This window comes from Neobacillus rhizophilus, from assembly GCF_018343535.1.
Classification (GTDB): domain Bacteria; phylum Bacillota; class Bacilli; order Bacillales; family Cytobacillaceae; genus Neobacillus; species Neobacillus rhizophilus.
This window is the reverse complement of the sequence record NZ_JAGYPF010000005.1, coordinates 759477-781850: the sequence shown is the minus strand read 5'-3', so window position 1 is coordinate 781850 and position 22374 is coordinate 759477. Positions and strand designations below refer to the sequence as shown.

The following is a 22374-nucleotide window of genomic DNA, read 5'->3' as shown; positions in this document are numbered from 1 at the left end:
TATTTTTCAAAAAAGAAAAACGGAAGATTGGCTCTTCCGATTTAGGCTGTTTTTGCCGGCAATAGAATATTGAAGGTTGTTCCCTTGTTTGGTTCACTTTCTACAAATACTTTCCCGTTATGGCTTTCGATAATTTTAAAGCTGACCATTAACCCTAGTCCATTACCATTTTTCTTGGTAGTGAAAAAAGGTTCTCCGAGCTTTTTCAGCTTTTCTTTTGGTATGCCAACACCGGTATCTTGAATGGATATTTGCACATTATTCTCATGAATCATCGTGTTAACATGCAGATCCCCACCATTCGGCATGGCCTCTATACCGTTTTTTATAAAGTTTAAAAAGACCTGCTTCAAACGGTTTTCATCACATTCTATCTGGATTATTTCCTGATTGCAGTTAAACATCAGACGGACGTTTTTCTTACGTGCCTCAAACTCAAGCAGTGAAACCACATTCTGGATAACAGGTACAACATTCTTTTCTTCTAATTCCACTGCCTTTGGTTTAGCCAAGACCATGAAGTCCTCGACAATGGTATTGACGCGCTCAATTTCATCTAAAATAATATTTAAAAATTCAAGGCGTTCAGGATCTTGCTCATCTAACTGCAAAAATTCCGTGTAACCCTTCATAGATGTCAGCGGGTTGCGGATTTCATGGGCAACGCCGGCAGCTAATTGCCCAACCGCGGCAAGCTTATCTTGCCGGTGGAGAACTTCTTCTGTCTTCTTCCGTTCTGTTATATCATTGCGGATCGCCAAATACTGATATGGCTTTCCATGTTCATTGAGAAATGGAACGATCGTGGTATCGACCCAATAAAAAGTTCCATCCTTCGCTTTATTACGGATTTCCCCTTTCCAAACCTTTCCTTCCCCAATCGTTTTCCATAGGTTTTTGAAAAAGTCCCTGGAATGGTAACCGGAATTCAATATATTATGGTCCTTTCCAATGATCTCTTCCCGGCTATATTTGGATATCTCACAAAACTTGTCGTTTACGCTGGTAATTTTCCCCCTTGAATCCGTAAAGGCAACAATCGAAGACTGGTCCAAAGCAAATTTAATATCAGTATTTTCCTTCATCGTTTCTTTTAAATGTTCAACAGCACGTTTTCGGTCTGAAATATCCGTCCGAATCGCCACATATTGATACGGCTTCCCTTTACTATTTAAAAAGGGAACAATTGTTGTATCCACCCAATATAGGCCTCCATTCTTGGCACGGTTGCAAATCTCTCCGTGCCAAACATTACCTTGGCCAATTGTTTTCCATAAATCTTTAAAAAAGTCTTTTGAATGGTATCCGGAATTTAAAATGCGGTGATCCTGTCCAATTAATTCATCCCGGCAGTATTTCGATATTTCACTGAATTTATCATTAACAAATGTAATAATACCTTTAGAATTGGTTATCGCTACAATGGATGATTGATCTAAAGCAAAGGTAATATCTTTTACTTCTTTAATTGATTCCTTTAAGTTGTAATCGGATGCGGCTAGCTGTTTGCTAATTAAGGTACTTGAAACAATCAGTCCCGCCATTATAAGGACAGAAACAAACAGCACCAAATAAGTAAAAAACAGACTATCTGGAGCAGAACTATTAACCGTATTGTTATCTGTGATTAATAATGTCGATTTCTTTAATAAAATATGTCCCTCAGCTATCGCTGCAGTTAAGATAATCGAACTTACTGGCTTCAGCCATACTTGATTTTCAGTCGGAAAATTCCTTACAGAAAACAAAATCCAAAAAGAAAAGAAGAATGCTGCGAACATTAACAGTCCAGAAAAAACAAATAAAAGGAAATGGTATTTAATTGTCACACTCATAGAATAAATGCCTATAATATGGATGGAAAAAACGGCTATTGTTAGTAATGAACTGCCAGCAAACAGATGTGACATCTTAATTTCTTTTCCAAACAGCGGAAAAAACGCCATTCCAGTGAATGCTACTCCTATAAATATGGAAAGAATCGTTAATGGGATATGGTAATTTGCAAACAGGGTACTATTTGTCGTTAATAATCCAATAAAATTAGTTACCCATACGCCAATTCCCATTGAAAGTGTGCCGCCTATAAAAAGCAGCCTTTTATTTTGATCTGAGGTCCTAATTAAGGAAAACATGTCTAAGGCCGTATAAGAAGCCATAAAGGTTAGTCCAACAGCAATTATAAAAAGATAAGGATGAAAATCTCCTAAAAATGCATTCATTAACGTGCATTCCCCCATTTAACCTATTTCTACTATGATTGTAATGGAAAGCAAAATGTTAGGAAAGATAAATTTTTGTTTAATTTTCCCCAAATTAAATCCTTCATAAATAAACATTAATAAACCTACTTGTCCGGGATAAAAGACTTATTTTTAAAAAAATTTAACTTTTTTAGAAAAAAGGCTACACATTTTTAAATTTTTTGTTTATACTGTACTATAACAAGAGGGATTAAAATAAACTGTATTAATAAAGGGGGGAGTTTTAAATGTTAATGAGTCCGGTTGAATTTTTTCGTAATCTGCCTAAAAAGAAATGCCCTGAGTGTGGTCAGCATATGGAGGAGCAAGCTGAATCTTACCTAATGGAATGTGATCGCTGTTTATCTAAAAAAGCAGAATAAAAAGAGGGTAAGCTTTTATTTTTGACTGCCCTGTACTACAACAAACACAATAATAAACAACTGTACTATAAAGGAGATGTTTAATAATGTTAATGAGCCCAGTTGAATTTTTCCGTAACCTTCCAAAAAAAGAATGTCCTGAATGCGGTCAGCATATGGAAGAGCAAGCTGAATCTTACCTAATGGAATGTGACCGCTGCCTATCAAAGAAAGCAGAATAACAAAAACTCTCCGGACGGACCGGAGAGTTTTTTCCGTTTTGGTCAAAAATAGGGAAGCATAGAAGCCCATTGGAATGCAAAACCTGTACGTAAGGAGATGATGAAATGGCAAAGAAGGAAGATTATTTGACAACCGCTCCAAAAGAAAAATCCATTACCATTAATAATGGGGCCATCTATCCAAATTTAAAAAATGTTCCCGGTGATTCGGTCGATGAGCATGAATTTCTTAAAGAAGCCAATTCAATTATTGCCGCCGGTGAAATCGGCCAGCAAAACGAAAATTTGTAGAAGATTTGAGTATAGATAAAGACTGTCATCAGCAAGACAGTCTTTGTCACGAAACTTATTATATTTTCGGAAGCTCACGAATTTCCTGTATCATTTCATTACCACACATTGGGCACAGTAAATCGTCAGATACAAAATCCTTTCTCATCCAGCCTATACATGAATTATCCATGCATGAATAAATTTCAGTATCAATAAGAATTGTTTCCATTTCTTCTTCTTTTGCACGTTTACCAAAAAAAATCGGAACCGCCTCCTTTTCCTTTAGTATGTCCAAAATTAGCCTTTTCATTTCTTCATTTTTCTTTTTCAATTGGAGGAATTAAGATGAACTCAAATCAGAAGCGTTATTCTATTGTTGGAACAGATATTGAAGAAGTAAAACGTCTAAACAAGCAGTCAGGTCTAAGCTATAACGAAGTAAAGCAGCTACTGGCTAAACAATATTTACAGAATAAAAAATAATTATAAAAGGCTATCCAATTTCGATAGCCTTTTATAATTATTTTATTAACGATTCTTTGTATTGGATTATTAAAAAGTGTGATTGGTAAAGGCAATTAAACAGGACTGTTGATTGGAGCGGAGGGCACTCGACTCCTGTGGGATATAGAGGTCACTGGAGACCCCACAGGCGCTAAAGCGCCGAGGAGGCTTCAGGACCTCCCCGCGGAAAGCGAGTGCCCGGAGCGGAAATCAACAGGCCCCTTAGCATAGATATTAAATTGAGATACGGTAATTCTGAAAAAATAAACGTTTATTCTACATGGTCAATTGTAATCTGGTCATCATGTCTTTTTGATAAAATCTTGCTTTTTTTGCGATTTTCTTTCGTCTGAAAGATAATATCGAAATCATAATCATCAGGATACAATTCATTTGCGGCAATATATAGCTTCATCCTCTTATGGTTAACCGATACTTTTTCACCTTTTATCTGGACAATATAATTTCCTTGCTGATCTGGTCCTTTATAAACAATCCCAAATTCATTTCCCGGTGTGATTTTTACATTGTCCCCCTGCTGATATAAAGGCACTTGTTGGACAGGTTTTACAGCCGGCTTTTTGTCTTGGTATTTGTTGATGATAACCTGCTTTTCCATATCCTTAAGTTTCCAATAGTCCGAAACAGGAGAAACATAGGTTTTTTCTTCTTTATACGTTACGCTATGCGCTTTTTCAATAATTTTCGGGTGGATTCCCAACTGCAAAGCAATCTCAAAGGCCTGGCTTTCGCCCCCTTTCCCTATCATTAAACGATAGGTTGGACTTAAGCTCTTAAGATCAAACTCCATTGACCCATTCATAAATCCCGGATGCTGTTCGGCAAGATCTTTTATTTCACTATAATGGGTTGTGGCCAAAATCACGGCCCCCTTTTCGTAAAGAGTTTCAAGAATGGCTGTTGCCAGACCCATTCCCTCACCCGGATCAGTGCCGGAACCAAGTTCATCTATTAAAGTTAATGTGCGATTGTTTGCATTCTTTAAAATTGCAATGATATTAACGATTCTGGAACTGAACGTACTTAAATTTTCGGCAATACTCTGACCGTCCCCAATATCAACTAAAATAGCTTGGAAAATACTAATATTACTCTTTTCATCTGCAGGTATATGAAGTCCGCATTGAGCCATTAGTGTGAGCAGCCCAACCGTTTTGATGGTAACCGTTTTCCCGCCCGTATTCGGCCCAGTAATAATTAAGGCTCGTTTATTATCACCCATACTAAAAGTCAATGGTACAGCTTTTTCACCTAACAACGGATGCTTTGCCTCAATTAGCTCAATATTACCAGTGTCATTCATTCTCACCTTGGAGCCATTGATGGAACGGGAATACTTTGCTTTTGCAAACAAAAAATCATAGTGAACCATTGTTTCTACTGCCAGACGAATTTGCGTTTCATATAGCTCCACCATTCCAGTTAGACAGCTGAGAACTTTTTGTACCTCGGTCTCTTCATCGGCCATAAGCCAGGTAAGTTGATCTTGAAATATAGCAATATCCTCAGGTTCAATAAACAATGTTGCTCCTGATGCCGATGTATCCAAGACTGTCCCTTTAATTTTGGTCCGATACTCCTTTTTTATCGGTATTACAAATCTTCCATTTCGCTGACTGACAACCTGTTCTTGTAAATATAGCTTATATTTATTTGACCTTACCAGCTGCATGGTTTTTTCCTTCAGGCGCTCCTCCTGAATGGCCATTTGCTTCCTAATTTTTAATAACTCCTTGCTGGCATAATCGTCCACTCTGCTATTACGGATACAGCGATTAATTTCATTGGCAAGCTCCGGCAGTTCTTCAATTACATCGACATAGGACGCAACTCTTGGCGCAAAATATTCCTTATCCTTCATATATCTTCTCATCTTCCCGCAGCTAACCAAGAAATCGTACAGCTTCATTAACTGATCCGGACGGAAGACCACTCCTTTATTTAAGTTGGAAAGCATCTGTTCCATCCCATCAAGTCCATGGACAGGAACACTGGCACTTTTTTCCAAAATCTTGACGGCTTCCGTAACCTCATCAAGCCAAGCTTCAATTTGCTTTTTATTAGAAGATGGTGTCAGGCCCTCAATTTTTGCTTTTCCTTCCTTTGTCATGGCAAAGCCTGCAATAGTTTCTTTTATTTGTTTAAATTCCAATACATTAAAGGTATGCTGATTCAACTTAGATTCCTCCCAAAATAAAAATAGCCGCAATGAACAATGTCATTGCGGCAAATGAAAAATACAACAAAATAAACCAAAATAAAAACTGTCTACACGAGTGTACACAGCTACATTGGTTATAAAATGTATGCTTATGACTGCCCATTGTTCTTAACCTCATTCCTTGCTCATACTCAAATAAACCTTTTTTGTTATCAAAAAAACAAAAAGGCGGCCGGAATGAAAATATCCAATTAGTTGGATTAGTTAAGAACGACACCTAACATAAAACATACTCCTTTTAATAAGAAAACTTAAATTTATCTTCAGATTATTACATTTGGAATGAATTGTCAATATTATCACTGCCCATTTTTTGTTCACAAAATATCCATATCATTTTTGTTAAAACTTCTTTATCTTATTGTTAGGAGGGAATCGTAATGAAAAAAATCTACCTTATTTGCAGTTTAGCCATATTTATCGGTATTGCTGCCGGCATTTCATATTTTCTTATTAGGGATGCAAACACTAAAATTCCAGGCAATGTTACATTAATCAATCAAAATGGTGATCAATATATATTTGGCAAGGATCCAACAAAATTAAAGCTCATTGAATTCATTTACACACACTGTCCTGACGTCTGCCCGACCACGACACAAAAGATGGCCGCTTTGAAAAAGGATTTAGAAAAAAGCGGGGTATTCGGCGAAGATATCGAATTCATTACGATTACGATTGACCCCTATCGTGATACTCCAGAAGTATTGTCCAATTATATGAAGGGGTTTGGAATTGAAAATAGCAAAGACTGGGTATTCCTAACAGGAGATAAACAAAATATTAAAAATGAGCAGAAAAAGATTAGGGAGATTGGTGAAGCCTTGCAATTCCAATATAAAGACCCTGGAAACGGACAATTTGTTCACACCACATTCACTTACTTAATTGACGAAAACAATAAATTTGTTGCCAAATTTCCGATGGGTGATGGGTTTAATCGCGAAGAAGTTAAAAATAAAATAATGGACAAAATTAATTAGTATAAAAAAAGCGGTTAGTCCCTAGGATTAATCGCTTTTCACTACATTATATTATTTAACAACAGATGAAGGATATTTTTTTAATTGCTGCAAAGATAAATGATAATTGGACTTTGGTTTTGTTAAACTCACTTTGATACCAGCTTTTTTAAGCTTGTTTACGAGTTCTGCGAGTTGTTTTTTGGCCACACAATTCACCTTCTTTTAACTACTTCTTACATTAATTTTACAACAAAAATATGAATAAAGTGTGAAAACAAAAAAAGTTTTTTAGAAAATTTTTCTTTTTATCACTTTACTGCCCCGCAATACTCCAAAAAATGATGCATTTCCCGCCAAAGATTTGTGTAAAATTCGCCCTTTTCCCTTATTAATGGTATAATACAAAGCAATATGTTTTTTTGGAGGATGCAAGAATGATTACTGTAAGTAATGTAAGTTTAAGATACGGAGATCGAAAGCTTTTTGAAGATGTGAATATTAAGTTTACTCCCGGCAATTGCTACGGTCTCATCGGAGCGAACGGTGCCGGAAAATCTACCTTTATAAAAATACTCGCAGGAGAAATTGAAGCGCAGACGGGTACAGTCCAACTAGGACCGAACGAGCGGATGGCTGTTTTAAAGCAGAACCACTTTGAATATGAGGAACATGAAGTTTTAAAAACGGTTATCATGGGTCACACCAGACTTTATCAGGTAATGCAGGAAAAAGACGCCATTTATATGAAGGAAAACTTCACTGATGAGGACGGCATGAAAGCTGCTGAACTCGAGGGTGAATTTGCCGAATTAAACGGCTGGGAAGCGGAATCCGAAGCGGCCATCCTGTTAAAAGGTCTGGGAATTGGCGAAGAGCTTCATTATAAAAAGCTGGCAGAATTAACAGGTGCTGAAAAGGTAAAAGTCCTTCTAGCACAAGCTCTTTTCGGCCAGCCTGATGTATTACTTTTAGACGAACCAACCAACCATCTGGATATTAAGGCCATCCAATGGCTTGAAGAATTCCTGATCAATTTTGAAAATACAGTGATTGTTGTATCCCATGACCGTCACTTCTTAAATAAGGTTTGTACCCATATTGCGGATTTAGACTTTGGCAAAATCCAAATCTATGTCGGCAACTACGACTTTTGGTATGAATCCAGTCAATTAGCTTCAAAAATGGCGCAGGACGCCAATAAAAAGAAAGAGGAAAAAATTAAAGAGTTACAAAGCTTTATTGCCCGTTTTAGTGCGAATGCTTCAAAATCCAAGCAGGCAACATCACGGAAAAAGCTATTGGACAAAATTACCCTTGATGATATTAGACCATCTTCAAGACGATACCCATATGTCGGCTTTACCCCAGACAGGGAGATTGGTAATGATTTGTTAAGAGTAGAAGGGCTGACGAAAACAATCGATGGCGTGAAGGTACTTGATAACATTAGCTTTATCATGAACAAGGGAGACAAAATTGCCCTCGTCGGGACAAATGAAACAGCCAAAACAACACTTTTTAAAATATTAATGGGTGAAATGGAAGCTGACAGCGGTACCTTTAAATGGGGAATCACTACATCTCAAGCTTACTTCCCGAAGGATAACTCGGAATACTTTGAGAATAGCGACTTAAATCTTGTTGATTGGCTCCGTCAGTTTTCACCAAAAGACGACAGCGAAAGCTTCCTACGTGGATTTTTAGGAAGAATGCTGTTTTCCGGCGAAGAAGTTTTAAAGAAATCAAGCGTCCTTTCAGGAGGAGAAAAAGTCCGCTGTATGCTGTCCAAAATGATGCTTAGCGGCGCAAATGTCCTGCTCTTGGATGAGCCAACCAACCACTTGGATTTGGAGTCCATTACCGCTCTAAACAATGGATTAATTAATTTTAAGGGATCTATGCTGTTTGCTTCCCATGACCATCAGTTTATCCAAACGATTGCGAACCGCATTCTTGAACTAACACCTGCTGGGTTGGTCGATAAGCAAATGACTTATGATGAATACCTAGAGAATACTGATATACAAAAACAAGTAGCAGAGATGTATAAATAATTGGAAAAGGACAAATAAGAGGCTGCCAAATGGCAGCCTCTTATTTTCATTATTACATTTGCTTCTGCTTTTTCCTTGAAGATGGCTGCATTCTGGAGCCAGTTTCTGTTGTGGTCGTTCCCTGTCCTTCTACTTCTGGTGAAGCCAACCCTATGGTTGAAGGGTCGGCTTTCTTTTTACTGCGTTTGCCCATAGTACACCTCCCATTTTAGCTTTTGAAAGTTTATCCCCTGCTATTCGGAATATTTCTGTCAAACTTAGGCAACATAAATGACAGGAGGAGGTGTTTGTATGGCAAGGGTTGGAGTAGAACAATCTCTTACAAATGTTCAAGATGCTCTACGTGCAAAAGGATATGATGTTATCGAACTCAAACAGGAGTCTGACGCCCAAAATTGTGATTGCTGTGTCGTTACCGGCCTTGATTCGAACGTTATGGGAATGGCTGATACCGTTACGAAAGCACCGGTTATTGATGCAAACGGTATGTCTGCTGATGAAGTATGCCAAGCGGTAGAAAGCAGACTTCAATAATGTTAACACAAAGACTAAAGGTCTCCTCTTTAGTCTTTTTTTTAGTGATCTTTTGGTTTAATATTTACTTTGGGCCCATTCGGTTTTTCTTGCTTCTTGATTCTTTCCTCTTTAGCTTCGGTTCCTTTTTCGTCTTCACCTTCGTTGAGATTTGGTGTAAATTCACTGCCGTATGTGGCACCTATATTTAATTTTCCTTTCAATTCTTTAATGCCTAGCTGTCCAAAGTTATTATTCAATTCATATTTATCCAAAATAATTTTTTCAATATTTATTTTTTCAATTATTATAGGGGGATCCTTTGTTTTCACGGTTTCATCAGGCTTGTTTTGTGCCTTTAAATCCCGCAGCGTTTGTTCCAATTCTTCTATATTTCTCTCTAAGGAAGTTATTTTTATTCGGAGTTCTTTATCATAATCATTTTTGCGGAAAATAAGGAATAAATTTTTTATTGACATTGGCCTAAAACGCTCCCTTATTTTTAACCTTACTTCATTTATATGGAAAACACTGCATATCAAGTCCTATTTTCATAAAAACCTGTTATTCAATTGGGATAATTTCGCCCTTTTGTACGAATCGTTGATAACTGACTATTAATAAGCCATTCCAGAATTTAGCACTGATATCCTGCGGATTTACGGTATCAGGTAAGGTAATCTGCCGATTGAATTCACCGTTAAACCTTTCCGAATAAGTATATTTCAAATGTGGATGAATGGGCAGCGCTCTTCCTTTGACGGTGAGTATATTGCCATTAAGACCTAATTCTATGTTTTCTTTTAAAACACCGGGGAGCTCAATCACTACCATTACCTCCTCTTCCCCTTCCATTAAATCTATTGCAGGGAACGTTCTCTCGCTTTTCATATCGGTGCCGGGCTGCTGCCGGTTTGAATGGGCATAAGGTGGTGACTTAAAAGGCGTATCATTCATAAATTGTTGGGCAAACTCTTGGTCAAAGATATTGTTCCAGAAATCCCCGCCCTGCATATTTTTTGCCATCTCCAGCCATTGTTTCAATTTTTCCATATCCATCAATCCGCACCCCCTCTCCCCTGATTAGGGAAGCAAAAAACAAAGCCTTACTTCATCATACTTAACTGAAAGTTATTTTAATCCTTAATTTCCTCATAAACATTAAGGAATTGCATATATTTAAAAGCAATTATAAGGAGGAGATGACATGTCCACTCCCGTTCCATATATTAATATAAATATATTTATGATTAAAATTAATTCCTTTGAAAATGCTTCCCCGTAAATATTGGCCAAAACCTGCTGGCTGAGTGGCATAATTCCGACAAAAAAATCAAGGCTACGGCCAAAATTTTGGTGATAAGAGTGATTTCTTTGGAAATAGGAGCTTTGTCGATGACCGAGACCAAATTGATTCTCCGAGCTCCTTTGATTCAGGGCGCCCAGCAGCTATTGGCCAAAGACAAAGATGATCTATAAAAACTGCAATTTGGCAGTTTTTTTGTTTTATATCTTTTATGACTTGGTAGCTTTCGCTATAATGAGGGAATAATCAGCCGTTCGAGAGGAAGTATTTTATCTACTATGCTTAATGAATTTTGGCCCCCGATTTTATTGTCACTGAAAGTGGCCATAATTTCTGCACTATTGGCACTAATCTTTGGTATTTTATTTGGCAGGTTATTTGCTGATAAACAGTTTAAAGGAAAAATGATCGTAGAGACCCTGATGCTGTTGCCTATTGTTTTGCCACCTACCGTTATTGGCTTTTTATTAATTTTCTTTTTCGGAAAAAATAGTCCGGCAGGGGCTTTTATCGAAACCCTTTTCGACCGCTCGATCATCTTTACACCGCTTGCAGCAATTATTGCCTCCACTATTGTTGCATTTCCGTTAATGTACCAATCTGTAAAAACTGGATTTCAAGCCGTGGACAAGGATATCGAAGAGGCTGCGAAAATGGACGGGGCAAGTGATTTTAATGTTTTTTTACAAGTAACTCTTCCACTATCAGTAAGATCGATTGTTTCCGGATTCATACTTAGCTTTGCTAGAGCATTAGGCGAATTTGGTGCCACGCTCATGTTTGCCGGCAATATCCCTGGGAAAACCCAGACGGCACCCACTGCTGTATATGTTGCAATGGAAACAGGCAATATGAAATTAGCTTGGCTGTTAGTCATTTCAATGATCTTCATCTCCTTTTTAATGCTATTGACAACCAATTTAACACAAAGAAAGCCATGAAACTTTAGCATTTCATGGCTTTCTATATTCGTCTACATTTTACCTGTTATTTTTTTCCCTGCACCTATCAAAACTGCAGCAGCCGCAGCTATGATAATCCAAAAGTATGGTGCTGCATATTCCTGCTTATTAGTGGATTTACTTGATTTTAAAGAAGTTTCCACAGGTTTTGGTTCTTCCTTTTGTTTTAACTGAGCCACCTGAAGAACCTGCCCATTTGGATTTTCAATAGATAACTGGCCGGTACTGTTGACCTTTTTTACAATTCCGTTTTTATCCTCCGTTACAAGGAGATCATTATCCAAAAGAAATTCCTTTTCGCCGCTCTTATAAACTTCCCCATGTTTTAAGGTAGAATGAACATATTCATTAAATCCATAATCAAACAGTATGGCTGTATCATCATATTTGTCTCTTTTTTGGTCTGATTTTAGGACAATCGCCGTTAATTTTAAATTTCCATTATCAGCAGTGGTGGCCAAAGTTTGTTTCGATACCGTGGTATATCCTGTTTTCCCCCCGGTTATTCCCGAGTATGGCAGTTCGCCTTTTAACATAAGATGATGAGTGATAAGGTCAGTATTCCAGGACTGGCCCTCCCAATGTAATCTTTTTGTTCCAAAAATCTCGGCAAATTGGGGACTCTTCATGGCATAGTTCGTAATCAATGCCAAATCCATTGCGGTTGTATAATGATTGTCATCGTGAAGGCCGCTTGGGTTTGTAAAGTGAGTATTTTTAACCCCAATAACTGTTTTTAAATATTCATTTATATGTTCCGCAAAAAGGTCAACACTGCCGTCAATATGTTCCGCAGTCGCCACTGCGGCGTCATTCCCTGAATTGATCAGCATCCCTTGGATTAGTTTTTTTAGCGGCACTTGTTCACCTTCCACTAAATAGACCCTTGTACCATCTTGTCTAACAGCATTGGCACTGACTGTCGCAATACTATCTAAATTCCCTTTTTCAATAGCATAAATTGCTGTAGCGATTTTCGTAACGCTGGCAGGATACATTTTTTCGTCCGCATTTTTCCCGTAGAGAACCGCATTCGTTTCAGTATCCAAAAGCACCGCTGATTCACTTTTTAATAGCAGGTCCCCAGTCCCTTCTGCAAAGGCGGGAATTTGGTTTGAAAATAAGAACAAGACTGTTATGAAAATTAAAATCCATTTACTCAATGACAACACCCTATCCATGACTAATTACCTAATTGATTTTACCAAATATTTATAGATATGAAGAGTCCTTTTTGGAAATTTATATAAAAAAAAGCGGCTGACCCATATGTGCCAGCCACCTTTCATTATCTATGCCCTTCTTTTCGAAATCAACAGGGTAATTTGTGCCATAATAAACGGTAGAGAAGATTTTTTCCGATAGGCTAAATATTTTGGTTCCCAAATATTTGTATATTTTTCTTTGAATTTTCTTAAGCCTTGAAAATGATAGAAAAAATGACCGTGCAGGAAAATTTGCGCCGCAATTTTCTCACTTAAAAAAGAAAACTTGGAAAGACCAACATTTGCCAATGGGGCCATACCCATATTAAAACGCCGGTACCCCTGTTCCTTCGCCCAATCCATTAAGGAGAGAAACAGAAAATCCACGCTACCTGATTCTACATCCGGACGGAATCTCATTAAATCCACCGAAATAGTCTGGTTATCATCATAAACATACATCATGCTCATGAAGCCAATAATTCTACTATTACTATCCTTTACAAGTGCAATAGGGGCCTTATTAAGGTAAGCTTCATCAAAGAATCCCAGCGAATATCCCTTTTCCTTGCTTCCCTGGAGCCAATCATTTGAAACTTCCCGCATTTCCTTTAAAAGCTCACTAGAATGAGGCGGATTTACCAATTCATAACGAAAATTTTCACTGGTAAATTTGTTTTTAATGGCCCGTAATCCTTTCATTTTACTTCCAGCCAATGAAAATTCCCGCAATTTCACAAAGGCCTCTTCCCCCAATTTAAAAAAGGCAAATCCATGATTATAAAGGTATGGAAGCATTTCTTCACTAACCTGATAGAATACAAGCGAAAATCCATGCAGGTCGGCAATTTCCTGAAATTCTTCAATGGCGGAGGATAGATCATTTAGTTCTCCAATTGGATCACCGAGGATCACCAGTTTATCCGCATATTTTTGAAATGAAATCATAACATTTCTTTTTTTGTTCCAGAAAATATATTTATCGTGCAAGAAAATGAGATGGGACAAGACTTTCCCCTGATATTTATGTAAATGCTGAAGGATTTCCTGTTCCTGTGTCAACGATGATTCAAATTTCCATTTTTTCGATAAGCTGTTGAGATAGCCAATGGCAAGGATTGAAACAGCAATAAACAAACCAATTCCCGCACTCATAAATAAATCGTGATAATCGATAATCACATATGGCAATAATTTTGCAGGCAGCGCCAATTTGGCATCCGGTAAATTTAAATAGCCAATGATGATATACATCGATGTAATTATTACAATTAAAGCAATATCAAAGATTGTTCTTCCCCAGGTTAATACATAGCTTTCCCGATAGAACTGCCCTTTAGAAACTCTAAGTAGGATGGCGACAATAATTAAGAAGATGGCTTCTTCATAATCAATCCCTTTAAAAATGGAAAACAGTGCTGCAAGAATTAAGGCTGCCATTGTTAATTCATATGTCCGTTTCACTCTATATTCAATGCCTCTCGATAATCCTAACAGCAAAAATCCGGCAGCAACAGAGAGTTGATGGGAAACATTAATAATCGGAAACGATAACAGTTCCTGGGCAATTTTAAGCCTTGACATAATCCCCGGCACACTTGCAGATAAAAGCAGGATAAGCCCTGATAAAAACACTAGCATAGTCAAAATGACGTGGCTAAATACCTCTAATATCGCGTTAGGCAAATTATTCCATGACTGGTTCCATCTTTCCCAATAAAGCTTCACAAAAAAAATGAGACTTACGATAAACGGCAGCAAGTAATAGCCTACCCGATACAACAGAAGCAGAACGAGGACTTTTTCCTCGGCCATATGAAATTCCTGCATCCCCCAAATAAAAACTAAATCGAATGAGCCAAGACCGCCCGGTATCATACTGATGATTCCGGCGCAAACAGCAGCAATATAGACAGGAAAGAGATCTTCGATTCGGATTGGGATACCCAGAATTCTGGTCAATAGATAAATAGCAAAAAAGACAGCTATCCATTCAACAAAGGAAACCCCAATGAGCTTGGTTCCCTCTTTTACCTTAATCAAAGATTGCTTGCCTTTTTTAGCATTCATTCTATGTATGATTAAAAAGACTGGAAGATAAAGGGCGACACCCAACACTGCAAAATAAAGCCATTTGGTATCGACAAATAAAGGGAACTTCCGGAACCATAGTGCCGCTGCCCACGATAACAATGAGATGCCTGCCAAATAAAATAGGGAAACCGTTGCAATCACACTGAGTAATCGCCGCTTATCCTGTTCAAGTTTGTGAAAAAAGTACGTTCTTAACGCTGCCCCGATTAACCCGCCGAATCCGATTAAATTAGAAAAGGAATTGGCAATAAACGATTGCTCTAACAATTCTTTTTTAGGGACCTTTGCCCCTAAAATCCGAACTAAAATCACATCATACAAAAGCATCGGTAAAACAGCCGAAAAGGTAACGCCAATGATAAGGAGCAGCGTCAAAAAATTGAGTTGATTTAATTCGTTTTCTAGCATATGAACATCTAAATTTCCCACAAACTTTTTTATTTCAAAAATCGCAAAAATTAATAAAAGCAATGGGAATAAAAATTTTACAATCTTAAAAATTTTATCCTTCTGATAACCCTTCAAAATAATCACCTAGTATTCGTATCATCCCTGACTTTACTATAAACGTTTATGAAAGAAATACAAAGCAATTTCTTACTTTCTTGAGGTGACTTATTACAAGTGTAGACATTTTATCGAACGTTCAACCATCGGCCGGAGGCAATTCGAAAATCAAATGAAAAAAAGTAGACAAGTTTTCCTACCTATCCGGCATATGAATAGACTAGGGCAAATATTAGAGGGGGGTATGCTTGTGAAATTTTTAGTATTGAAAAAGGATACACTGCTTTTCGTTTTAGCTATAGGTATTATGCTTGCTGCAATATCATCCTGGTTTCTATTAAAAGCTGGTGATGCCGCGGTCTTTAACCAGCAAACAGATGGAAAAATACGAGAAATCCATATGGTCACTGTTGAATACAAATCCAAAATGAAAAACGGGAAAGATATTGAGGCCTATCGTTGGGATCCTAGTCAAATCATTATAGAAAAAGACGAAAAGGTGAAATTATTTATTACCGGCATTAACGGGGAAGAGCATCCATTCTATATCGAAGGAACAGATATCAAGGGTACGGTAAAGAAAGGTGAAGAAACTGTCGTGCCGCTGCAATTCAAGAAAGAAGGCACATACCGATTAATCTGTGAAGTTCATTCCAATCGTGCCCATAATGGTCCGATGATTGCTGATATTGTCGTCGATTAAAACAGGAGCGTTTTTCTCCTGTTTTTTTATGCTGTTTCACTAGTAATCACTATATAGATGCTGTTATTGTTGATCCCTTCTTATATAACAGACGTTGTTTGTTATATAAGAAAAATGAAACAGTTTGTTAACTTGTTCATAATTCGTTCAAATTCCACTTGAAAAACTCCACCAAATTCTTCATTTCACAATATCTTAACAATTATCCCTTATTACAGATTGTTAACCTGTTATACTTTAAGTGTAGAAATCACAACCAATCTGTTATATAAACTTTTATTTCATTTAGAGGTGAAAAAACATGGAAACATGGAAGGCTTTTACAAAAGGGACTTGGACAAAAGAAGTTAACGTACGTGACTTTATACTAAAGAACTACACTCCATATGAAGGTGATGACCGCTTTTTAGCCAGTGCTACAGATTCGACAAATATCTTATGGCAGCAAGTAATGGAATTGACGAAACAGGAAAGAGAAAATGGCGGAGTCCTAGAAATGGATACCGAAACCGTATCAACCATCACTTCCCATGGCCCAGGCTACTTGGATGAAGATCTTGAAAAAGTAGTCGGCGTGCAGACAGATAAGCCATTTAACCGTTCTCTTCAGCCTTTCGGCGGAATTCGTATGGCTAAACAGGCTTGTGAAGCATATGGCTACAAATTAAATCCAGAGATTGAAAGAATATTTACCGAATTCCGAAAGACACATAACCAAGGTGTTTTCGATGCTTATACGAGTGAAATGATTTTAGCCAGAAAAGCAGGGATTATTACCGGTCTGCCAGATGCGTACGGGCGAGGCCGAATTATCGGGGATTACCGCCGTGTTGCTTTATATGGTGTAGATTTGTTATTGAAAGAAAAACAAAAAGATTTCAATAACACTAGCAAAGTAATGACTGAAGATAATATCCGGCTGCGCGAAGAGCTTTCTGAGCAATACCGGGCCTTGAAGGAACTTAAAGAACTGGCAGCAAGCTATGGGTTCGATATTTCCGGACCAGCAAAAAATGCCGCCGAGGCCTTCCAATGGTTATACTTTGCCTATTTAGCAGCCATTAAAGAACAAAACGGCGCAGCGATGAGCCTTGGCCGCGTCTCCACCTTCCTTGATATTTATATCGAAAGAGACTTACAAAACGGTACCTTATCAGAAGAAGAAGCTCAAGAACTAGTTGACCATTTCGTGATGAAGCTCCGTCTCGTCAAATTTGCGCGTACACCGGATTACAATGAATTATTCAGCGGTGACCCTACCTGGGTAACAGAGTCTATTGGCGGTATGGCTATCGACGGCCGCCCGCTTGTTACAAAAAACTCTTTCCGGTTCCTGCACACCCTTGATAATCTTGGTCCTGCTCCAGAGCCAAACTTAACTGTACTATGGTCCGTACTGCTTCCTGAAAATTTCAAGAAGTATTGTGCAAAAATGTCCATAAAAACTAGCTCTATTCAATATGAAAATGATGATATCATGCGCCTTGAATATGGTGATGATTACGGGATTGCCTGCTGTGTATCCGCCATGGAAATCGGCAAGCAAATGCAGTTCTTCGGTGCCCGTGCCAACTTGGCAAAAGCACTGCTATATGCGATCAACGGCGGCGTCGATGAAAAATTAAAAAAACAGGTAGGACCAGTGTATCGGCCAATCTCTTCTGATATTTTGGATTTCGATGAGGTCATGCAAAAGTTCGATCAAATGATGGAATGGCTCGCCGGCCTATACATTAATACTTTGAATGTCATTCACTACATGCATGACAAATATAGCTATGAGAGAATTGAGATGGCTTTGCATGATACGCAGATTATTCGGACGATGGCAACTGGTATCGCTGGTTTAAGTGTAGTTACCGACTCGCTCAGCGCGATAAAATACGGCCAGGTGAAAGTGATTCGCGATGAAAACGGCCTTGCTGTTGATTTTGAAATAAGCGGCGATTTCCCTAAATACGGAAACAATGATGACCGTGTAGATAGCATTGCCGTTGGAATTGTAGAAAGCTTTATGAAAAAGCTGCGTAAGCATCAAACCTATCGCAACTCTGTTCATACTTTATCAATATTAACCATCACTTCTAACGTGGTTTACGGTAAGAAAACAGGGAATACACCAGATGGCCGCCGTGCTGGCGAACCGTTTGCACCAGGAGCAAACCCAATGCACGGACGGGATACAAAAGGGACATTAGCATCACTTTCCTCTGTTGCCAAGCTTCCATACAGCTATGCAATGGATGGTATTTCCAATACTTTCTCTATCGTTCCAAAAGCATTAGGTAAGGAGGAAGAAAGTCAAATTTGCAACCTAGTGTCCATTTTAGATGGTTATGCCATTAAAGCAGGACATCATTTAAATATAAACGTTTTTAACAGGGAAACACTTTTAGATGCCATGGAACATCCGGAGCTTTATCCGCAATTAACAATCCGCGTATCCGGATATGCTGTTAACTTTATTAAGCTAACAAAAGAACAGCAGCTTGATGTAATCAATCGCACCTTCCATGAATCGTTGTAAGAAATAAAGAAAACTAGCCGATTGGGGAGCCCCTAAGGGCGGTTCATGAGGCTTAGTTGCGCTTTTAATGAGAGGAGAATCACCATGAACGGAAACATTCATTCTATTGAAACATTAGGAACCGTAGATGGGCCAGGAATCCGCTATGTAATTTTTACACAAGGCTGTCTGCTGCGCTGCCAATTTTGTCATAATGCCGATACTTGGGAAATCGGCACTGGAAAGGATATTACAGTTTCCGAAATCATGGATGACTTGGAATCGTATCTACCATTTATCCAAGCCTCAGGAGGCGGCATTACCGTTAGCGGCGGTGAACCCCTCCTGCAGGTTCCCTTTCTCATTGAATTATTTAAGGAGTGTAAAAAGAAAGGAATCCATACAACCATCGATTCCTCCGGGGGCTGCTTTTCCCATTCCAAGCTGTTCATCGAACAGCTTGAAGAACTGTTACTTTACACCGATTTAATATTGCTTGATTTGAAACATATAAACAGGAAAAAGCATATCCAGTTGACCGGTATGGCAAATGACCATATTCTCGAGTTTGCCAAGTTTTTATCAGACCGAAATGTCCCGATTTGGGTTCGTCACGTTTTAGTTCCATCTGTAACTGATGCACAGGAAGACTTGAAGAATCTTGGTGAATTCATTGGTACACTTGAAAACGTTCGAAAAATTGAAATTCTCCCTTACCATAAACTGGGCGTTTATAAATGGGAAGCACTTGGCCATGAATACCCTTTAAAGGATGTGGAACCGCCAAGCGAAGAGAAAGTTAATTTTGCCCATTCAATGTTAACTGCACATTGGCAAAAACCTAAAGAACACTAATTCCTTCCGGGAGTAAGTGTTCTTTACTTTTCATGAACATTTAGACCCAAACATTAACATCACAACAATAATTGATTATTTGGCTATTCTCTTATATACTCATATCATTGGTTACCTGATGCGAGGTGAAATGTTTGTTTCAATTATTAATCGATCATTCAGATATTAATACTTTAACAGCCCTTTATATGAGTATTTATCTAGGACTGGTTTTTAAAAATTTGTGGGCTTGGGGTGTAGAATCCTCATCAGTTGGTTCGCTTTCGAACCCATACGGCTCCAAAATTATTCACCCGCTGTTTTTTTATAAGAAAAAAAGTAGTTTAACGATTAGTTTTATTTTAATAAGAATCGTTAAATTTATGCGAAGAAAAGCGTGTTTCCGGGACGATGATTCTGAAAAGCCAATTTCCTTCTTATTCGCTAATCTTTACTAAATCATACCTTTAGGAGGAAATATGAAAAAACTTAAATCATCGTTACTATTAATTATTCTATCTTTTTCTGTATTACTATTATCTGCATGCTCTTCCCAGCCAAGCGGGAAAAATGATGGTTTCTTCCATACCTACTTTGTTGAACCATTTGCAAAAATTATTCACTTCTTCGCAGAAGTTTTTAGCGGAAACTATGGACTGGCGATTATTTTCGTAACTTTAATCATCAGGCTTGTGTTAATGCCGTTAATGCTTAGACAATATAAAAATCAAATGCATATGAAAGAAAAAATGGATGCCTTAAAGCCTGAGATGGATGCAATTCAAAAGAAGATGAAGGCCGAAAAGGACCCAAAGAAAAAACAAGAACTGCAAGCTGAAATGATGGGACTATATCAAAAGCATGGTGTTAACCCATTAAATATGGGCTGCCTTCCAATTCTTATTCAGATGCCGATTTTAACAGGCTTTTACTATGCAATTCGCGGCTCCCAAGAAATTGCTTCCCATAAATTTTTATGGTTTAGTTTGGGGCATCCTGATATCGTAATCACTATCATTGCAGGGATTATTTATTATTTCCAATTTAGAGTTTCTCAGTCAACCATGCCAGAACAGCAGCGTCAACAAATGAAATTTATGGGGTTAATGTCCCCACTTATGATCGTCATGTTTTCTTTCAGTGCACCGGCCGCTCTGCCGCTTTACTGGGTTGTGGGGGGAACGTTCCTGACTGTTCAAACTTTAATTAGTCAAAAGCTGTATGCAAAAAAACCTGCAGAAGCACAGGCAAAATAACCTAGTCATTAAAAGAAGCATCGTCACCGATGCTTCTCAGATTGTCGAGAAATGGTATTTTTCTCGGCAATTTTTTATTTTGTCTAAACCTAAATTACCGTTTTTTTTATTGATTGTCCATGCTATTGGGCCTGTTGATTTCCGCTCCAGGCATTCGCTTTCCGCGGGGAGGACCTGGAGCCTCCTCGGCGCTTAGGGCGCCTGCGGGGTCTCCAGTGTCCTCAATATCCCGCAGGAGTCGAATGCCCTCCGCTCCAATCAACAGGGAGGCAAATCAACAGAAAGTATTGCAACACACATTTTCCAGCCTTGATAAGTGAGTTGCAGTACTTTCTATATTTTGACAGACTTTAGTAAGGAGAGCCTGTTCTCTTCCATTATTCAATCCCCGTAACCGACAGTTACAAATCCCATGTAGCTCTTTTGAGTCTGCTAAGCTTCGTCAATTTTTTCCTTTCTAAATTAATAAAGCATTTTTTCTGACTATAAAATGGACGAACTTTTTCAGGAAGAAACGATAAATCACAGTATTTGTTAATACGCGAAGAAGGTGGTCATCTGGAACCAATTCATCAATAGAAACAAATTCATATTCACTTTAGCTATACTCTTTTGACTTAAACATTAAATTGACCACTTATTTTATTGGAGTTGAAGGACTTTATTGAATACACCTGTTGTTTGGCGCGGAAGGCACGAAGACTCCTGCGGGAGTACGGGGCAGGAGACCCCGCAGGAGCGAAGCGACGAGGAGGCTCCCCGTCACGCCCGCGGAAAGCGAAGTGCCTGGAGCGCCAATCAACAGACTTGTTGAAAAGCCTTTTTATTAATTACATTAAAATAAATTAACTCGATAAATCATTAATGAAGGCGAATAAAATAAAAGGCTATCGATAGTTTTTCGACAGCAAGAGAAGCATCGTCAGTGATGCTTCTTTTCTTTTTCACTGGATAGTTTATTTTTATGTTTGGAAACCTAATTCTGTAACCTTAAATAAAGGAGTGCAAAAAATGAAATTAAGACTTTTCTTTACTGCTTCCATCATGTTTACTCTGTGCTTAATTGGCTGTGCGCGAAATGATGTGAATGACGATACGGCTGTTCGTAATGAGGTAAACCCTGGTAATGAAAAATATAATATTCCAAATCACGGCGGGCCGGCCATTTCAGGTGTTGATGTCAGCAATCAAGAATTGGATAGAAATATAAACAAACAAGATATCCGTGGGACAAATGTGCGAAGTACTACGGGTTCCAAGATGCGTGTTGCCGAGGAAGCAGCCCGCAAGGTATCGGACCTGCCTGAGGTAAATCACGCCAATATTATCGTCGCGAATCATAATGCCTATGTTGCCGCAAAACTGAAACGTACGGCACGAAATGGACTTACAGCCAATATCAAAGATACGATTTCTAGAACAGTTAAATTAGTGGATCCAGATATTGATAACGTCTATGTTTCCGTTAATCCAGATTTTTATGAACGAATGAATCGTTTTGAAAGAGACGTCCGGAAAGGCCGGCCAGTTTCCGGTTTTTTTGACGAATTTACAGATACCATCCGACGAGTATTCCCGGATGCAAAATAGAAAAATGCCTGGC

22 protein-coding genes and 1 pseudogene are annotated in these 22374 nt (G+C 38.3%); 14 read left to right on the top strand and 9 right to left on the bottom strand.

Going from position 1 to position 22374, the window contains the following annotated elements; translation table 11 throughout:
* Positions 1 to 41: 41 nt before the first annotated feature.
* The gene (locus tag KHA99_RS26930) at positions 42 to 2222 is read right to left on the bottom strand and encodes a PAS domain-containing protein (RefSeq protein ID WP_213120554.1); all 2181 of its coding nucleotides are present in this window, start codon (positions 2220 to 2222) and stop codon (positions 42 to 44) included.
* 269 nt (positions 2223 to 2491) lie between these two features.
* Here KHA99_RS26930 and yhfH (KHA99_RS26925) point away from each other — a divergent pair, with 269 nt between their 5' ends.
* The 3 genes from yhfH (KHA99_RS26925) (at position 2492) to KHA99_RS26915 (ending at position 3138) form a co-directional block, all read left to right on the top strand.
* The gene (gene yhfH / locus KHA99_RS26925; protein ID WP_213120553.1) at positions 2492 to 2626 is read left to right on the top strand and encodes a protein YhfH; all 135 of its coding nucleotides are present in this window, start codon (positions 2492 to 2494) and stop codon (positions 2624 to 2626) included.
* An 86-nt stretch (positions 2627 to 2712) separates the two neighbouring features.
* On the top strand, positions 2713 to 2847 hold the full coding sequence (yhfH, locus tag KHA99_RS26920) for a protein YhfH (RefSeq protein ID WP_213120552.1): 135 nt from the start codon (positions 2713 to 2715) through the stop codon (positions 2845 to 2847).
* Positions 2848 to 2952: 105 nt separating this feature from the next.
* A complete protein-coding gene (locus tag KHA99_RS26915; protein ID WP_213120551.1) occupies positions 2953 to 3138 on the top strand; it encodes a hypothetical protein in 186 nt (61 codons plus the stop codon).
* Between the two features lie 58 nt (positions 3139 to 3196).
* On the opposite strand, the gene KHA99_RS26910 is transcribed toward KHA99_RS26915, so the two are convergent.
* A complete protein-coding gene (locus KHA99_RS26910; RefSeq protein WP_249366907.1) occupies positions 3197 to 3430 on the bottom strand; it encodes a cold-inducible protein YdjO-related protein in 234 nt (77 codons plus the stop codon).
* A gap of 35 nt (positions 3431 to 3465) precedes the next feature.
* On the opposite strand from KHA99_RS26910, the gene KHA99_RS26905 reads away from it, so the two are divergent.
* Positions 3466 to 3603 (top strand): hypothetical protein, encoded by a 138-nt coding sequence (locus KHA99_RS26905; protein WP_213120550.1) that lies wholly within the window; start codon positions 3466 to 3468, stop codon positions 3601 to 3603.
* 292 nt (positions 3604 to 3895) lie between these two features.
* Here KHA99_RS26905 and KHA99_RS26900 read toward each other — a convergent pair whose 3' ends face one another.
* Positions 3896 to 5821, bottom strand: a complete 1926-nt coding sequence (locus tag KHA99_RS26900; RefSeq protein WP_213120549.1) for an endonuclease MutS2 — start codon at positions 5819 to 5821, stop codon at positions 3896 to 3898.
* A gap of 425 nt (positions 5822 to 6246) precedes the next feature.
* Between KHA99_RS26900 and KHA99_RS26895 the strand changes: the two genes are divergently transcribed.
* Entirely contained in the window at positions 6247 to 6849 is a 603-nt protein-coding gene (locus KHA99_RS26895; RefSeq protein ID WP_213120548.1) for an SCO family protein, read from the top strand.
* A gap of 51 nt (positions 6850 to 6900) precedes the next feature.
* Here KHA99_RS26895 and KHA99_RS26890 read toward each other — a convergent pair whose 3' ends face one another.
* Complete coding sequence (locus KHA99_RS26890) at positions 6901 to 7038, bottom strand: hypothetical protein (protein WP_213120547.1); 138 nt, start codon at positions 7036 to 7038, stop codon at positions 6901 to 6903.
* Positions 7039 to 7265: 227 nt separating this feature from the next.
* On the opposite strand from KHA99_RS26890, the gene KHA99_RS26885 reads away from it, so the two are divergent.
* Complete coding sequence (locus KHA99_RS26885; RefSeq protein ID WP_213120546.1) at positions 7266 to 8885, top strand: ABC-F family ATP-binding cassette domain-containing protein; 1620 nt, start codon at positions 7266 to 7268, stop codon at positions 8883 to 8885.
* Between the two features lie 52 nt (positions 8886 to 8937).
* Here the strand turns inward: KHA99_RS26885 and KHA99_RS26880 are convergent, their stop codons facing one another.
* The gene (locus tag KHA99_RS26880; protein WP_213120545.1) at positions 8938 to 9078 is read right to left on the bottom strand and encodes a YuzL family protein; all 141 of its coding nucleotides are present in this window, start codon (positions 9076 to 9078) and stop codon (positions 8938 to 8940) included.
* Between the two features lie 98 nt (positions 9079 to 9176).
* Here KHA99_RS26880 and KHA99_RS26875 point away from each other — a divergent pair, with 98 nt between their 5' ends.
* Positions 9177 to 9419 carry a YkuS family protein gene (locus KHA99_RS26875; protein ID WP_213120544.1) on the top strand — a complete coding sequence of 81 codons (243 nt, stop codon included), beginning with the start codon at positions 9177 to 9179 and terminating at the stop codon, positions 9417 to 9419.
* A 41-nt stretch (positions 9420 to 9460) separates the two neighbouring features.
* Here the strand turns inward: KHA99_RS26875 and KHA99_RS26870 are convergent, their stop codons facing one another.
* Together KHA99_RS26870 and KHA99_RS26865 are read right to left on the bottom strand one after the other, a co-directional pair.
* Positions 9461 to 9877 (bottom strand): hypothetical protein, encoded by a 417-nt coding sequence (locus KHA99_RS26870; RefSeq protein WP_213120543.1) that lies wholly within the window; start codon positions 9875 to 9877, stop codon positions 9461 to 9463.
* A gap of 85 nt (positions 9878 to 9962) precedes the next feature.
* Entirely contained in the window at positions 9963 to 10457 is a 495-nt protein-coding gene (locus tag KHA99_RS26865; protein WP_213120542.1) for an Hsp20/alpha crystallin family protein, read from the bottom strand.
* Between the two features lie 148 nt (positions 10458 to 10605).
* Here KHA99_RS26865 and KHA99_RS26860 point away from each other — a divergent pair.
* Positions 10606 to 10870 (top strand): annotated as a pseudogene (locus tag KHA99_RS26860) (hypothetical protein).
* 112 nt (positions 10871 to 10982) lie between these two features.
* Positions 10983 to 11645 carry a molybdate ABC transporter permease subunit gene (gene modB, locus KHA99_RS26855; RefSeq protein ID WP_213120541.1) on the top strand — a complete coding sequence of 221 codons (663 nt, stop codon included), beginning with the start codon at positions 10983 to 10985 and terminating at the stop codon, positions 11643 to 11645.
* Positions 11646 to 11677: 32 nt separating this feature from the next.
* On the opposite strand, the gene KHA99_RS26850 is transcribed toward modB, so the two are convergent.
* Positions 11678 to 12829: a D-alanyl-D-alanine carboxypeptidase family protein gene (locus KHA99_RS26850; RefSeq protein WP_249366905.1), complete on the bottom strand. Its 1152-nt coding sequence runs from the start codon at positions 12827 to 12829 to the stop codon at positions 11678 to 11680.
* A gap of 129 nt (positions 12830 to 12958) precedes the next feature.
* Positions 12959 to 15499 (bottom strand): bifunctional lysylphosphatidylglycerol flippase/synthetase MprF, encoded by a 2541-nt coding sequence (mprF, locus tag KHA99_RS26845; RefSeq protein WP_372447636.1) that lies wholly within the window; start codon positions 15497 to 15499, stop codon positions 12959 to 12961.
* Positions 15500 to 15722: 223 nt separating this feature from the next.
* Here mprF and KHA99_RS26840 point away from each other — a divergent pair, with 223 nt between their 5' ends.
* From KHA99_RS26840 to KHA99_RS26820, 5 genes are all read left to right on the top strand, one after another.
* Entirely contained in the window at positions 15723 to 16175 is a 453-nt protein-coding gene (locus KHA99_RS26840) for a cupredoxin domain-containing protein (RefSeq protein ID WP_213120538.1), read from the top strand.
* A gap of 301 nt (positions 16176 to 16476) precedes the next feature.
* Positions 16477 to 18702: a formate C-acetyltransferase gene (gene pflB, locus KHA99_RS26835; RefSeq protein WP_213120537.1), complete on the top strand. Its 2226-nt coding sequence runs from the start codon at positions 16477 to 16479 to the stop codon at positions 18700 to 18702.
* Between the two features lie 84 nt (positions 18703 to 18786).
* Complete coding sequence (pflA, locus tag KHA99_RS26830; RefSeq protein WP_213120536.1) at positions 18787 to 19536, top strand: pyruvate formate-lyase-activating protein; 750 nt, start codon at positions 18787 to 18789, stop codon at positions 19534 to 19536.
* Positions 19537 to 19994: 458 nt separating this feature from the next.
* Positions 19995 to 20771 carry a membrane protein insertase YidC gene (yidC, locus tag KHA99_RS26825; RefSeq protein ID WP_213120535.1) on the top strand — a complete coding sequence of 259 codons (777 nt, stop codon included), beginning with the start codon at positions 19995 to 19997 and terminating at the stop codon, positions 20769 to 20771.
* A 1011-nt stretch (positions 20772 to 21782) separates the two neighbouring features.
* Positions 21783 to 22361: a YhcN/YlaJ family sporulation lipoprotein gene (locus KHA99_RS26820; RefSeq protein WP_213120534.1), complete on the top strand. Its 579-nt coding sequence runs from the start codon at positions 21783 to 21785 to the stop codon at positions 22359 to 22361.
* Positions 22362 to 22374: the final 13 nt, after the last annotated feature.

Excerpts from the sequence above, each read along its gene's own strand:
- KHA99_RS26870 (WP_213120543.1), bottom strand. The coding sequence starts at position 9,877 with ATGTCAATAAAAAATTTATTCCTTATTTTCCGCAAAAATGATTATGAT.
- KHA99_RS26910 (WP_249366907.1), bottom strand. The coding sequence starts at position 3,430 with ATGAAAAGGCTAATTTTGGACATACTAAAGGAAAAGGAGGCGGTTCCG.
- KHA99_RS26875 (WP_213120544.1), top strand. The coding sequence starts at position 9,177 with ATGGCAAGGGTTGGAGTAGAACAATCTCTTACAAATGTTCAAGATGCT.
- KHA99_RS26885 (WP_213120546.1), top strand. The coding sequence starts at position 7,266 with ATGATTACTGTAAGTAATGTAAGTTTAAGATACGGAGATCGAAAGCTT.
- pflB (WP_213120537.1), top strand. The coding sequence starts at position 16,477 with ATGGAAACATGGAAGGCTTTTACAAAAGGGACTTGGACAAAAGAAGTT.
- KHA99_RS26880 (WP_213120545.1), bottom strand. The coding sequence starts at position 9,078 with ATGGGCAAACGCAGTAAAAAGAAAGCCGACCCTTCAACCATAGGGTTG.
- yidC (WP_213120535.1), top strand. The coding sequence starts at position 19,995 with ATGAAAAAACTTAAATCATCGTTACTATTAATTATTCTATCTTTTTCT.
- KHA99_RS26915 (WP_213120551.1), top strand. The coding sequence starts at position 2,953 with ATGGCAAAGAAGGAAGATTATTTGACAACCGCTCCAAAAGAAAAATCC.
- KHA99_RS26865 (WP_213120542.1), bottom strand. The coding sequence starts at position 10,457 with ATGGATATGGAAAAATTGAAACAATGGCTGGAGATGGCAAAAAATATG.
- modB (WP_213120541.1), top strand. The coding sequence starts at position 10,983 with ATGCTTAATGAATTTTGGCCCCCGATTTTATTGTCACTGAAAGTGGCC.
- yhfH (WP_213120552.1), top strand. The coding sequence starts at position 2,713 with ATGTTAATGAGCCCAGTTGAATTTTTCCGTAACCTTCCAAAAAAAGAA.
- KHA99_RS26895 (WP_213120548.1), top strand. The coding sequence starts at position 6,247 with ATGAAAAAAATCTACCTTATTTGCAGTTTAGCCATATTTATCGGTATT.
- KHA99_RS26930 (WP_213120554.1), bottom strand. The coding sequence starts at position 2,222 with ATGAATGCATTTTTAGGAGATTTTCATCCTTATCTTTTTATAATTGCT.
- pflA (WP_213120536.1), top strand. The coding sequence starts at position 18,787 with ATGAACGGAAACATTCATTCTATTGAAACATTAGGAACCGTAGATGGG.
- KHA99_RS26905 (WP_213120550.1), top strand. The coding sequence starts at position 3,466 with ATGAACTCAAATCAGAAGCGTTATTCTATTGTTGGAACAGATATTGAA.
- KHA99_RS26820 (WP_213120534.1), top strand. The coding sequence starts at position 21,783 with ATGAAATTAAGACTTTTCTTTACTGCTTCCATCATGTTTACTCTGTGC.
- yhfH (WP_213120553.1), top strand. The coding sequence starts at position 2,492 with ATGTTAATGAGTCCGGTTGAATTTTTTCGTAATCTGCCTAAAAAGAAA.